This is a genomic window from Paenibacillus sp. FSL R10-2782 (assembly GCF_038592985.1).
Lineage (GTDB): Bacteria > Bacillota > Bacilli > Paenibacillales > Paenibacillaceae > Paenibacillus > Paenibacillus terrae_C.
The window spans coordinates 342,351-355,866 of sequence record NZ_CP151951.1 but is presented as its reverse complement, the minus strand read 5'-3'; the positions used below and the strand labels follow the sequence as shown (position 1 = coordinate 355,866).

The 13,516-nt window shown below is 45.6% G+C and carries 11 protein-coding genes; 7 read left to right on the top strand and 4 right to left on the bottom strand.

The features are described 5' to 3' along the window. Positions 1-69: 69 nt before the first annotated feature. Entirely contained in the window at positions 70-1,323 is a 1,254-nt protein-coding gene (locus tag NST83_RS01565) for a cation:dicarboxylase symporter family transporter (RefSeq protein ID WP_342416323.1), read from the bottom strand. A gap of 211 nt (positions 1,324-1,534) precedes the next feature. Here NST83_RS01565 and NST83_RS01560 point away from each other — a divergent pair, with 211 nt between their 5' ends. The 4 genes from NST83_RS01560 to NST83_RS01545 all read left to right on the top strand — a co-directional run bounded on the left by NST83_RS01560 (position 1,535) and on the right by NST83_RS01545 (position 5,626). Next, positions 1,535-2,839 carry a sensor histidine kinase gene (locus NST83_RS01560; protein ID WP_342416322.1) on the top strand — a complete coding sequence of 435 codons (1,305 nt, stop codon included), beginning with the start codon at positions 1,535-1,537 and terminating at the stop codon, positions 2,837-2,839. Positions 2,840-2,844: 5 nt separating this feature from the next. Then, positions 2,845-3,774: a response regulator gene (locus tag NST83_RS01555; protein ID WP_342416321.1), complete on the top strand. Its 930-nt coding sequence runs from the start codon at positions 2,845-2,847 to the stop codon at positions 3,772-3,774. 21 nt (positions 3,775-3,795) lie between these two features. Then, entirely contained in the window at positions 3,796-4,293 is a 498-nt protein-coding gene (locus tag NST83_RS01550) for a DinB family protein (RefSeq protein ID WP_342416320.1), read from the top strand. A 133-nt stretch (positions 4,294-4,426) separates the two neighbouring features. After that, on the top strand, positions 4,427-5,626 hold the full coding sequence (locus NST83_RS01545) for an MFS transporter (protein ID WP_342416319.1): 1,200 nt from the start codon (positions 4,427-4,429) through the stop codon (positions 5,624-5,626). A gap of 37 nt (positions 5,627-5,663) precedes the next feature. Here the strand turns inward: NST83_RS01545 and NST83_RS01540 are convergent, their stop codons facing one another. Continuing rightward, the gene (locus tag NST83_RS01540) at positions 5,664-5,990 is read right to left on the bottom strand and encodes a helix-turn-helix transcriptional regulator (RefSeq protein WP_137061262.1); all 327 of its coding nucleotides are present in this window, start codon (positions 5,988-5,990) and stop codon (positions 5,664-5,666) included. A 302-nt stretch (positions 5,991-6,292) separates the two neighbouring features. Between NST83_RS01540 and NST83_RS01535 the strand changes: the two genes are divergently transcribed. Then, complete coding sequence (locus NST83_RS01535) at positions 6,293-7,168, top strand: DNA-binding protein (RefSeq protein ID WP_342416318.1); 876 nt, start codon at positions 6,293-6,295, stop codon at positions 7,166-7,168. Positions 7,169-7,299: 131 nt separating this feature from the next. Here NST83_RS01535 and NST83_RS01530 read toward each other — a convergent pair whose 3' ends face one another. After that, positions 7,300-8,121, bottom strand: coding sequence for an endonuclease/exonuclease/phosphatase family protein (locus tag NST83_RS01530; protein ID WP_342416317.1), 822 nt, complete (start codon positions 8,119-8,121; stop codon positions 7,300-7,302). 5 nt (positions 8,122-8,126) lie between these two features. Beyond that, a complete protein-coding gene (locus NST83_RS01525; protein ID WP_342416316.1) occupies positions 8,127-9,818 on the bottom strand; it encodes a PTS transporter subunit IIBC in 1,692 nt (563 codons plus the stop codon). Positions 9,819-10,061: 243 nt separating this feature from the next. On the opposite strand from NST83_RS01525, the gene NST83_RS01520 reads away from it, so the two are divergent. Next, positions 10,062-11,084 carry a LacI family DNA-binding transcriptional regulator gene (locus NST83_RS01520; RefSeq protein ID WP_137061258.1) on the top strand — a complete coding sequence of 341 codons (1,023 nt, stop codon included), beginning with the start codon at positions 10,062-10,064 and terminating at the stop codon, positions 11,082-11,084. Between the two features lie 139 nt (positions 11,085-11,223). After that, complete coding sequence (locus NST83_RS01515; RefSeq protein WP_342416315.1) at positions 11,224-13,506, top strand: glycoside hydrolase family 65 protein; 2,283 nt, start codon at positions 11,224-11,226, stop codon at positions 13,504-13,506. Positions 13,507-13,516: the final 10 nt, after the last annotated feature.

Sequence of the window (13,516 nt, the reverse complement as noted above, 5' to 3'; positions counted from 1 at the left end):
ATGAAAAGAACACCCTCGCATTTACTCTGCAAGAGTGTTCTTTTCTGCAAATATTCAGTTCATCCGTTCTTATTTCAAAGAAGCAGCATATTCCTCGCCTTTTTCCTTATCGTATTCGCCTTCCCATTTGGACATGACCACGGCGGCAAGCGAGTTGCCCAATACATTTACTACTGTACGCGCCATATCCAGAATACGGTCTATACCAGCGATAAAGGCCAGTCCCTCCAACGGAAGGTTAACTGCTCCGAGCGTAGCTAGCAAAACCACAAAGGAAGCGCCCGGCACGCCTGCAATGCCCTTGGAGGAAATAATCAGAACCAGTACCAACGTGATTTGGGTAGTGATTGGCAAGTCAATTCCATACATTTGGGCAATGAAAATCGCAGCCAGTGCCTGATACAAAGTAGAGCCATCCAGATTAAAGGAGTATCCAATCGGAATGACGAAGGAAGTAATTCCCTTAGGACAGCCGAACTTTTCCATCTTCTCCATGATCTTGGGCAGAACACTTTCCGAACTGGCGGTCGAGTAAGCCAGCAGCAACTCGCTTTTCAAAATTTTAACCATAGTCCAGAGACGAGTACCGCAAAGCCTTGCAATGATTCCAAAAACAATCACAATGAATAACAGCATGGAGCCGTACACGGACAAGACGAGCTTGAGCAACGGCCACAGCGAAGCCAGTCCAAACTTGGCTACTGTCGTTCCGATCAATGCAAATACACCAAAAGGAGCCAGGCGCATCACCTGATTGGTTACCCAGAACATGGCGTCGGCTACACCTTCGAAGAAGCCCAATACAGGCTTGCCCTTGTCACCAATCGCTGCTACCCCCAGTCCGAACAATACGGAGAAAAAGATAATGGCCAGCATATCCCCTTCACCCAGCGATTGAATAATATTGGTAGGTACAATATGCACAATCGTATCCATGAAGCTGTGGCCTGTCTTTTCTGCTGTCTCCACATAGCTATGGATATCGGTCTTGGCCAGATGAGACATATCCACACCGTCACCAGGCCGAACCAGATTGGCCACAAGCAGTCCGAAAAGGATGGCGATCGTGGTTACGATTTCAAAATAGAGTATAGACTTTCCGCCGAGCTTACCCAATTTTTTCATATCTCCGACGCCGGCTACGCCAATAATGAGAGTTGAGATCACAATAGGCACGACAATCATCTTAATCAACCGAATAAAAATATCGCCGATCGGCTTTAAGTAGACTTCCACCCCTGAATTGCCGTAAAATAAGGCACCAATTATAATACCAAAAGCCAGTCCAATAAAGATTTGGATCGTCAAATTAATCTTTTTCATTTCGTGTCTCCCCCCTGGCTAATTTGTATTTTTTTTCAGTATACTGTTCTTAATATTCAAATGGTGTTATTTATACTACAGTCTGATCTATAAAAACCGACAATTATCTACACCCGTATTTGTTTTTTTTATTTAATTCACCATTTTAATGTTGGATTGTGAATTTATCTCATATTGCTTTTTTGATCGAATACACAGGAGGTGAATAATTATGAAGCTGAATATCCTCCTTTTCCTGCTTATGCTTGTGGTCGTACCGCTGGCGGGCGAGCTAAATATTCACCCATTCTCTAATACATTTCGTCTCAGCTTCGGCACACCAGTATTTTTTTTCTTTCTGCTATCTATTCGTCATATTCCGCCCGCTGTATCGGGACTGCTTACTGGCTTAGCCGTGGTGGCCTTTCGCATATCACTCAGTTATTTCACACTTCCCGATCCTTCCTTCGAAGAGCTGGTAACCCTGCACGGGCCTACCTTTTTTTATTACATGGTCTACGGCCTGCTCTTTCAGGTCCTTAACATTAACGCCGAGCCTTACCGCGCTCTCAGGGTAGGCATCCTCTCCGTGGGTATAGAGGTTGCGGCAAGCGTGGCGGAACTTAGCGTCCGGCGGAGCATTGACGGGGAATTCTGGGACATCTTCAAGATGGGCAAGGTGGTGCTCATCGCCATGATCCGCAGCTTCTTCGTGCTCGGGTTCTATAATATCATTCGCCTGAAGCAGTCCGTTCAGCATGAAGAGGCGCAAAGACAGCAGACTGAGCGGATTCTACTCCTGGTATCGGATCTGTATGAGGAGTCCGTCCAGCTCGGTAAAACCCTGTCGCACACAGAGCAAATCACCCGTGAAAGCTACGAGCTGTACCGGGAGTTGCAGCAGGCTGAATCCTTGGAAGACAGGGACCGGTACGCCAGACAGGCGCTTCGTATTTCCGGTCAGGTTCATGAGATCAAAAAAGATAGTCAACGGATTTATGCCGGGCTGTCGAAGCTGATTGATGCGGAAAGCGGAGTGCATTACATGCCTTCTCGGGAGCTTGGGGAGTTGATCGTCCGAACGAACCACAAATATGCACAAGCGCTGGACAAATCTATTTATTTCACCCTGAATGTTGACCCTTTGCTGCCCAAGCTGCATGTTTATACGGTTTTGACACTCATTAATAACCTGACAGCTAATGCCGTCGAAGCGATGAAGGACCACGGAAGGATTGACGTTTCCATTCGGTTTCTACCGGGAAAAGAGAACACGGTGACCTTTAGCGTCACGGACAACGGCCCGGGGATTCCTCAGCGCAAACGGGAAATGGTCTTCACACCGGGGTATACAACCAAGTATGATGATGAAGGACAGCCTTCGACTGGCATGGGATTGTTTTATGTGCGTGAGGTAGCGGAGAGCCTCGAAGGAACGATTGTGCTGCAACAGGATGAAGCAGAACACACAGACAGGGTACGGACCACTTTTACAGTCACATTGCCATTACGGAAACTGACGGAGAAAGGAAGATAGCCCGGATGCGCTTTTATATTGTGGATGACGATCAGGGAATTCGTTCTATGCTGGCAGACATTATTGAAGATGAAGGTCTCGGTGAGATTATCGGCGAAGCGGAGGACGGTTCCTATGTGAACAGCGATCTATTGGAGCTTAACCGGATTGATGTATTGCTCATTGATCTGCTGATGCCAGTTCGTGATGGTATTCAGACGGTGCGTGCGCTCGGTAATCAATTCAGTGGAAAAATCATTATGATTTCCCGTATTGAATCCAAAAACATGATCGGAGAGGCCTACTCGCTCGGTATTGAATACTACATTGCCAAGCCCTTGAATCGGCTGGAGATTATTGCAGTTATTCATAAGGTGTCCGAGCGTTTGCGCATGCAGCAATCGATCACGGATATCCAGCGCACGCTACAGGGGCTATCGATGTTCGCATCGAGAGGACCATCGACAACAGTAGAACCGACCAAAAGCATCACAACTTCCGGGCAGTTTCTGCTCTCCGAAATGGGAATGATCGGCGAAGCGGGCAGCATGGATTTGCTGGATATGCTGGAATATCTGGACCAGTATGAGGAAGAAACGGGTAACCTATCGCCCTATCTGTTCCCGCCGCTGAAGGATATCTTCGCGAATGTAGCCTTGAAACGGCTGGGAAGCTCAGCTTCTGCGGCAGAGCTGAGCAAGGAAATCAAGGCCTCTGAGCAGCGCGTCCGCCGCGCCATTTTCCAGACACTAAGCCATATCGTGTCGCTCGGATTGACGGATTACACTCACCCTAAATTTGAAAATTATGCGTCCAAATTTTTTGATTTTACAGAAATCCGCAAAAAAATGCTGGAACTGCAAAACAATGTGGAGCCCTCGCTGTCTCAAGCCCGTATCAATACGAAGAAATTTGTACAGGTGTTCTATATGGAGGCCAAAAGGCTGTTACATTAAAAAAGAAGGGATGATCAATTCATGTCGGATGCAAACCAATTATTCGGTCAAGCACTGGTTAAATCGCTGGTCGGTGAACGTGGACATATTCGAGTAGCTCGGGCTTTGCCGGATATCGACGCTGAACTGGCAGGTAAAAAAAATGCAGAAATGCCCTACAGCATTTATCAACTGTTGAAGCATATGAGCTACTGGCAGCAATTTATGCTGGAGCATTTGGAAGGCCGGAAGCCCCAGCTTCCGGGCAATGTGATGGAAAGCTGGCCCGAAGAAACAGGACCGCAAAGTGAAGAAGCATGGCAGGCAGTTATTAACGAATTTTTGCAGGGCGTAGATCAGGCTGTAAAAATTGCTGAAACCGCACAGCTGGATGATTCGCTGGCCCATTTCCCAGGTGAAACGAAGGCGGGACTGCTACGGAATATCGCTTCCCACAACTCATATCATTTGGGCGAAATCGTGCTGCTGCGCCGTATCTATGGAGCTTGGCCACCGCCTGGAGGGGGCTTTCCCGCTTAAATTTAGGCACAATGAGGAACACACCTGCGTATCCTAGGGAGAATCGCTCCCCTTGTTGAAGCCTTTATGCATATCAGGAGCAATCAGAACAACGGTTCCCCATTATGCATAATCAAAGAGAGGTTTCGAGGATATGAAGAGGCGTATACATTTAAACCATAATATCGTCTGTATGATTGTCATCAGTCTTATTGCTAACATGAGTGGGAGTATGATTCTCCCACTCTTTGCTATTTATGTAGAACAGTTCGGCATATCCGCACTCCATATGAGTATTTTATTTTCTCTATTTTATGTGGGAAGATTTCTGGGTGGAGGCTTGGCAGGACGAATTTATGAAAAAATTGGCGCAAAGCGCTTGGGGCTGAGCTTACTCTTGGCTGAGATTATTTGTATGCTCTTGTTCCCGATTGCAGAAAGCTTCATCATTCTATCCATCCTTAGACTCCTTCAAGGCTTGGTGGCGATAGGATTAACCGTCTTTGTAAGAGTCACCATCAACCAGATCAGTACCACGGAGAATAGAGGTATCCTCAATGGATATATCAGCAGCAGCGAAGGGGCAGGTACGATTTTAGGACCTATCATGAGCGGAGTGATTGTTTCCTATTTTACTTTATCGGTTCCATTCTATTTCGTTGCTATGTTTTCATTGGTTTCGTTCGTCGCCGTCTCCAGAATGACATTCCCCAGTCCTCCTTCCAAACCTCAGCCACAGCGCGAGCCCCTTCATGAGCCAAAAAGAAAAACCGCTTTAACAAAGCAGCTACTGCTCTATTCCACCGTTCATTTCCTTGAAATGAGTGCCTTCGCCATATTTTTAACGTACTTCTCTGTGTATGCGACCTACAAGTTTCACTGGAGCCCTGTAGAAATCAGCCTGGCTTTTACCATCATCGGGGTATCGACGTTTGTATCAGCACCTTTTATCGGCAAGGTATCGGACCTGCTCAAAGATCGCTTAATGCTCAGTATTATTGGCCTGTTGCTGATCATGGTGGAAATAGCCTTGTTTCTTTGGTTCAAGGAACCATGGATCGTATACTTGGGGATGTTCATCGGAGGCATTGGCGGAGCAAGCTATCTGGATTCTTTTTACTCGCAACTGGGGGATGTCATTCCTGAGGAAAACAGAAGTTCATTTATCGGCAACGTTGTATCCCTCTCGGAATTAGGGGCTATTGTTTCTCCAATCATCGCAGGCGTACTCATTGAACGCTTTAACATAAATGCCCCTTTTTATTACAATATGATATTAGTGCTTATGGCTATCGCTATCCAATACTTCATTCGGTTAAAGTCGAAATCCTCAAGAAAAAGGCCATTACATTGAGGAAAGATTTTGCTTTTTAGAACTTATTATAGACATACTATTTTTCATCAAATACTTCTTTTAAAATATTCAGGGCCTTTTTATGGCTCTGTTCGTCTTGTTTTAGGAGTAAAGCGTTTATCGCTAATATGACCTCATTTTCTTGCTTCTTTCCTAAGCTCATAAAATCAAAGAATTCAATATTGAGAGCATTTGTTATCTTTGTAATGGTTTCGATTGTCACGTTGCTTTCGCCACGCTCAACCCGACCAATATAGGAGAAAGACGTTCCAATCTCGTCTGCAAGTTCTTGTTGCGTTAAGCCTTGGCCTTTCCTCAATTCTCTTACAACAATACCTATTCGCTCAGCAATGGTTTGTATCATTTTAATTATCTACTCCTCTTATTTAGAAGTCTAGACAAAAGGAAAGATATATTGGAGCCATTAAAAGATTCAAAATATTTTATTATTGTCCTTAAAAGACTCATGAGATATACTGTAAATATATTCAAGGGAAGCATAGTTCTTTAATTTAGATAGCTCTATAGTCGAATAACTTTGCGTAAAGGCTATTCATTAAATAACAATATTTAGTATATTATTAACAAAAAGGAGAACATTTTTATATCATATCAACTAGAGACTCCGTTAAAGTGTAGTGAATCTATCTTATGGAGGCGTTAGTAGTGGAACAACAAATTCACACAAATGAGGAAATTTATCTTTTGTCGGAGAAAAACCATTCTTTAGATAAAGCGTTTGAGTTGTTTCGATTATGCTACAGACAGAGTGCTTGGGATGAGGCGAATCGAATAGCTAATTATATACACGTCACGGCTGATCACATGTATAAAAGCAGACAGAAATGGGGCGATATTGTTTCGCTTAATCAGCGACTAAAGCGTCCGCTTGTATTTTATTTTGGCTATAGCTACTTGGCTAAATCTATAGTCTTCCAGAGACAAGGTCTCTTCGAACAGGCAAGGGGATATGTAGCCAAATATGCTGATTTAGGCTGGTATAAAGAGCCTACTAAAGAGGATATGGAGGAAGTTGAACGTTTTAAGATTTTTGCCAAAGCTAATCTTTATGCAATAGATTTGCTATCAGGCAATAAAGAAATATTAAGTGAGTACAAGGAGTTTATTAAGGAGAATGATGAAGAAACGCTTCCCGGACTAATTAATATCCTTGAGGCTGCAAATCTGAATAAATGGAATGTAGATGAATTACTTTATGAGCATACTCAACAGTTTGAAACATTCGCCAGTCTTGAAGACATTGGAAATCGTGTGTACTATACAATATTATTAAATCAACTTGCCATATATAATCTGAATCATTTGCGATATGGTGGTGCTATAGATTACATTCTTGAATTTATGAGAATTGCAGTTACAATTAATTTACATAAAGAACTTATTACGACTATTTCCATGTTCGAAGCTATACGATCACATGCAACAAGTGAACAGCAATTGAAGTATCAAAATATTTTACAAGGAGTGCTTTTAAGTGAGGAAAACATTAGTAACTACATTCATGTTAATAATATGTCTTAGTATTATGATTCCCTTCTCGCCTTCATCAATTGCAACGATTAGTCCCGCCCATCATGGTGTAAACGGCTAATGAATCACTAATAATCAAGAAAAAGGCCACTTGCATAAGCAGGCGGCCTTTTTCCGATTGTTCACAGCTCCAATTCAACTGCAACCCCGAAATGATCGGATACGACTAATCCCGTTGTTCCATTCAACACGACAGTTGAAGATTGAACCTGTGCGGGCTTGTTGGAAAAAACATAGTCAATCCGCAGCGGTTCGGCGTTACTTTCCCAGCCTGCGATGGCTTTGATGACCGTGTAGCCTTCATCACGTACCTTTGCGTTCGGATAGGTGTCCGACCAGCCGGATTGCAGCACATAATCATACCCTTCCCCGCGCACTTCGGCCGCATTGTTGAAATCCCCCATCATAAAAACAGGTGTCGGTGCAAAAGGGGCCAATATCTCCGTTGTACGGTCCCATAGTCCACGGAAGGATTCCTCATCGTTCCACCAGTTGTAGTGCCCGCTCACAAACCATGCCGACACTCCATCCACCAACGTTTGCACGCCCACAATTTTACGCGAGCGGTAGTTGTCATAGTCCCGTTGCGAGGAAACATATTCGTTCACCGTATCTGTAATCGGTGTTTTGGACAAAATAGCCAAGCCCTCATCATATTTGGCAAAGCCAATATGTGCAGGAGCCCACGTCCAATAATAGGCATCGGACAATAATCCGTTCAGCACATAAGCGTAATTATCACGCTTAATGACCACCTCAGGATCAGCACTATAGTAAGCTCCCAAATCGTCCGGCGATAAAGGAGTCTCGTCTATGGACTGGTTCACTTCCTGCAAAGCAATGACATCGAACTGCTGCTCATGAATAAAAGCGGCCAGTTGTTTTAGCTTTTCAAGCTGATTTTCTTCCATCCAAGCATGTACATTTAAGGTTAACAATTTCAAAGTAATCACCTGTTGAGTATGTCTTGTATATCTGATTTGAGCACATCAGCCTTCGGTCCGTAAACCGCCTGTACCCCATTATCTACTTTAATCAAGCCCAGAGCGCCTAGCGCTTTCCATGTCTTTTCGTCCCCGACGGCATCTGTATCCTTCACCGTCACACGCAGACGGGTCATGCAGGCATCGACCTCGACAATGTTCTGCTCACCCCCAAGCGCTTTGATGATATCCGTAGCCAGTTGATTTTGCGCTGAAGCAGCAGCCAGTTGATTCCGTGTTAAAGCAGCCGCCACACCCTCTGTTTCCGTAGTTCCTGCTTCGGAAGCCTCCTGAGGCTCCTCATCTGTATAATTCCCCAGCCGCCCCGGTGTAGCCATCTGGAGTTTGCCGATCATAAAATAAGCGATAAAGTAAGTCACCACCGCAAAAACAACACAAGTCAGCACGAAATTGATAATGTCCTGCACCAAACCAGCATTTATAGACAACGGTAATCGAGTCAGCAGTTCAATCATACCAAACGAATGTAAACGCAAATGTATAATGTCCGCCATTCCGAACGCAATTCCGGTAAGAATAGCATAAACGACGTACAGTACAGGCGCTACGAACATAAACATAAATTCCAGCGGCTCCGTTACCCCTGTCAAAAAGACAGCAGCAGCGGCTGAAAAAATCATCGACTTGTATTTGCTACGCTTATCCTTGTCTACACGGCGATACATCGCCACCGCCAGTCCCATAAGGATTCCCGCTCCGCCGATCATTTGTCCTACCTTAAAGCGGGCAGGGGTTACGCCTTCCAACAGGCTATTATAGGCTGCCGGATCGGTACCGCGAAGCGCACTCAGATCACTCGCCCAAGCCAGCCACAACGGGTCCTGCCCGGCAACGACACTGCCCGCCCCGGAACCCGTAAGCGTCGTGTAAACGCCACCAAGTTGAGTATAGTTAATAGGAACCGTCAACATATGGTGAAGCCCGAAGGGAATCAATAGTCTTTCCAGTGTACCATAGACAAATGGCGCTACAAAAGGAGCCGATTCCCCCGAAGTCGCCAACCAAACACCAAACTGGTTAATCCCCCCCTGGATAAATGGCCAGATGGCAGACATGATCACACTGACAATGACAGACCATAAAATAACCACAAAAGGGACAAACCGCTTACCGTTAAAAAAGGCCAAAGCATCCGGCAGCTTGCGGTAATTATAGTACTTGTTAAAGACAACCGCGCCGACGAATCCGGCAATAATACCGACAAACACCCCCATATTAAGCGCAGGCGCCCCCAAAACAGAGGTAAAGTAGCCACTGACCGGAATACTCACACCAAAGAGAGTATGAGTCGTCGCCCCCTCCTGTGTTAGCATCTTCGAGGATACGCCCAAAATCGTTCCTGTTGAAACATTAATCAGGATAAAAGCAATTAATGCAGCAAAAGCCCCGCCAGCTCGTTCCTTGGCCCAAGAACCGCCGATCGCCACTGCAAACAGAATGTGTAAATTGTTAATGATGCCCCAACCCAAGTTTTCCATGACCCCGCCGACAGTCAACCAGACATGAACATCGCCAGCCAGCATCGCCACCACTTTACCGAGTGAAATCATAATTCCGGCCGCTGGCATGACGGCGACTACAACAAGCAGTGCTTTCCCAAGCTTTTGCCAAAAATCAAATGATAGAAGTTTTTTCATTTCTCCATCAATCTCCATCCATATAGTATGTACAGCGTTGTTTGTTACCTCGTAAATATATGCAATCGGTTGCACAATTATTATAATGATATCGCTTTCTATTGGCAATACCCTGATTGTAAATATCTCGAATATTAGCGGAGTACTTCTCGGAAAAAACCCGCGAATTTGTTGAATTTCGAGCAATATCGTATGATAGAATATAATATTTCCTGCTTGAGATAGCAAAAGGAGAAGAAGACGATGGCAGTAACCATCAAAGATGTCGCAAAGCGTGCCAATGTTGCTACTTCCACCGTGTCCCGTGTCATTCAAGATAGCCCCAAAATCAGCGAGGCCACCAAGGCACGTGTTCGCAAAGAAATGAAGGCGCTTGGCTACGAGCCCAATTATTCAGCCCAAAGTCTGGCTAACCGTGTCACACAGTCGATTGGCATTATTATGCCAGAATCGGATGTGGCGATCTTTCAGAACCCGTTCTTTGCGGAAAGCCTTCGCGGGATTAGTGAATGGGTAAATGAGCACAACTATACACTGTCGATTGTTACTGGGAAAACGAGCGATGAATTGCTGTCCCGAGTGAAGCTGATGACGCGAACCGGACGTGTTGACGGCTATATTGTCCTGTATTCCAAGCAAGAGGATAAAATCGTGGAGTATTTTCATAGAGAAAAAATACCTTACACTGTAATCGGCAAGCCTCAGCAATTTATCAGTGAAACCACGCATGTGGACAACGATAACTACCAGGCCGCCAAGGACGTGGTCACTTATTTGATCCGTCTGAATCATCAGCGTATCGCTTATGTTGGCGGAGATCATGAACGCACTGTGAATACCGAAAGACTCAGGGGCTATCAGGATGCGCTGCGGGAGGCCCATTTGCCTCTTTCAGACGAGTATGTTGTCAGGGAGCCTTTTACCCTGGAGAACATGCGAACGCTATTACAAGTCTCCCCGCCGCCTACCGCTATGATCGTCAATGATGACCTTGTAGCCATGGCTGTACAGAAAATGCTATCCCAACTGGGTGTATCCATGCCGGAGCAGCTTTCCATGGTGAGCTTCAACAACCTGATGCTGGCTGAGCTGATGAACCCCCCTCTTACTTCCGTAGATATTGATATTTTCACCCTTGGTTATCAGGCAGCCAAAAGCCTGATCGAAAAAATCGAAGACCCCAAGGAGTTGACCAAACACATCATCGTTCCCCACCGGATCGTAGAACGCGAATCCAGTCAGAAGCTGCCATCCTCCGAGGAATGAACAAAAACTGATTTTGTGGACATCCATAAAATCAGTTTTTTTGCGTTGACAGGGCAATCGGTTGCACTATATACTGAACTCGCTCATATACTGATTTCGTTAAAACAACGAATTCATTTTCCGAGAGGGGTACGCAATCATGGTTTATAACCGATTATTTGACGTAGATAGCTGGAAGCTGACAACCCACACTCTACATACAACACACCTGCGATTACAGGAAAGCATAATGTCCATAGGCAACGGTTATATGGGGATGCGCGGCAATTTTGAAGAAGCCTATTCAGGTGATCATCATCAAGGAACTTACATCTCTGGTGTCTGGTTCCCTGACAAAACAAAGGTTGGCTGGTGGAAAAACGGCTATCCCGAGTATTTTGGCAAGGTTATCAATGCCATGAATTTTATCGGCATCGGTCTGATCATAAACCAGCAGGAAGTGGATTTATTTACGGCACACATCAGTGATTTTGTGCAGGAACTGGACATGAAGCAGGGTATCCTGCGGCGCGCCTGTACCGTGAACGGTCAGGTTCGTATCACCACGGAACGTTTTCTAAGCATCACCACTCGTGAACTATGTCTGATTGATTACAGGGCAACCAATATAGGCGACCAGCCTCTAACGATTGAGCTTATTCCTTATTTGGACGGTAATACGAGAAATGAGGACACTAACTATGATGAGGTATTCTGGCTGGAGGAAGCGCGCGAGGTTCAGGAGAAATTCATCAGCCTGTCCACCACGACGATAGATAATCCGTTTGGTATTCCGCGTTTTACCGTAAACGCTACCATGGGCATTGTGACCGCAGGACAAGATCAACAAACGACGGAAGAGAGCCTTTTGTATGCTGCACGCCACTATCAATATACCGTCGCACCGGGTGACAGTGCTCATCTGCAAAAAATCGTAGCCGTCACCACCTCACGTGACATAGAAAAGGATGCGCTGATTCCACAAGCAGAACGTCTCGTCGTGGAAGCTGTGAACAAAGGATACGCTCTGCTTAAGCAGGAGCATATCGCGGCTTGGGCCGGGCGTTGGGAGAAAGCGGATGTTGAAATCGAAGGGGATACGGAAGCCCAGCAGGGAATACGTTTTAACATTTTCCAGCTATTCTCTACGTACTACGGTGAAGACGCTCGCCTGAATATCGGACCGAAAGGCTTTACGGGTGAAAAATATGGCGGGGCCACGTATTGGGATACGGAAGCTTACGCTGTACCGATGTATTTGGCGCTGGCAGATCCCGACGTGACTAAAAACCTGCTGCTATACCGGTACCATCAACTGGAGGGTGCCAAGCATAACGCGGCCCAGCAAGGACTGCGAGGCGCACTGTACCCTATGGTCACCTTTACAGGTGTGGAATGCCACAACGAATGGGAAATTACCTTCGAGGAAATTCACCGTAACGGGGCTATTGCGTATGCCATTTACAACTACACCAACTATACGGGCGACTTGGCCTATTTACAGGAATATGGAATCAATGTACTCGTCGAAATTAGCCGCTTCTGGGCGGATCGAGTTCATTTTTCCCATCGCCATCAGCAGTATATGATCCACGGGGTTACCGGACCGAACGAATATGAAAACAACGTCAATAATAACTGGTATACCAACACACTGGCTGCATGGGTTTTAAAATATACGTTATCGGTCTTGCCTCAAATTTCTTCAGAGAAATCGGAGAAGCTGGCTGTTACTACGGATGAGCTTGCGCATTGGCAGGATATCATCGACCGCATGTACTATCCTTACGATGAGGAACGGGGCATATTCGTACAGCACGATACCTTTATGGATAAGGATTTGCAGACTGTATCCTCCCTCGATCCAAGTCATCTGCCGCTAAATCAGAAATGGTCATGGGATAAAATCCTCCGTTCCTGCTTCATTAAGCAAGCGGATGTGCTGCAAGGTCTGTATTTCTTCGGAGATCAGTTCACACTGGAGGAAAAAGCGCGCAATTTTGCATTTTATGAGCCGATGACCGTTCATGAATCCAGTCTGTCCCCATCGATTCACGCCGTGCTGGCCGCTGAGCTCAAAATGGAGGATAAAGCAGTCGAGATGTATAAACGGACAGCTCGTCTGGATCTGGATAATTATAATAACGATACCGAGGACGGTCTGCATATTACCTCCATGACAGGAAGCTGGCTGGCGATTGTGCAGGGCTTTGCCGGAATGAGAACGTATAACGGAACATTGAGCTTCGCCCCCTTCCTGCCTCAGGGCTGGAGCAAATATACATTTAAAATCAACTATCGCGGTCGCTTGCTAAGCATTCTCGTACAGGAAAATGAAGTGATTATTACGCTGTTGGACGGAGAACCCCTGACGCTGGAGCTGTATGGACAGCCAACGCACATTACCCATGGGCAGCCGTTACTGACAAACAGTGTTTCATAAACCGGACAGA

Coding starts and splice junctions, on each gene's coding strand:
- NST83_RS01525 (WP_342416316.1), bottom strand. CDS start 9,818: ATGAAAAAACTTCTATCATTTGATTTTTGGCAAAAGCTTGGGAAAGCA.
- NST83_RS01550 (WP_342416320.1), top strand. CDS start 3,796: ATGTCGGATGCAAACCAATTATTCGGTCAAGCACTGGTTAAATCGCTG.
- NST83_RS01565 (WP_342416323.1), bottom strand. CDS start 1,323: ATGAAAAAGATTAATTTGACGATCCAAATCTTTATTGGACTGGCTTTT.
- NST83_RS01545 (WP_342416319.1), top strand. CDS start 4,427: ATGAAGAGGCGTATACATTTAAACCATAATATCGTCTGTATGATTGTC.
- NST83_RS01520 (WP_137061258.1), top strand. CDS start 10,062: ATGGCAGTAACCATCAAAGATGTCGCAAAGCGTGCCAATGTTGCTACT.
- NST83_RS01555 (WP_342416321.1), top strand. CDS start 2,845: ATGCGCTTTTATATTGTGGATGACGATCAGGGAATTCGTTCTATGCTG.
- NST83_RS01560 (WP_342416322.1), top strand. CDS start 1,535: ATGAAGCTGAATATCCTCCTTTTCCTGCTTATGCTTGTGGTCGTACCG.
- NST83_RS01540 (WP_137061262.1), bottom strand. CDS start 5,990: ATGATACAAACCATTGCTGAGCGAATAGGTATTGTTGTAAGAGAATTG.
- NST83_RS01515 (WP_342416315.1), top strand. CDS start 11,224: ATGGTTTATAACCGATTATTTGACGTAGATAGCTGGAAGCTGACAACC.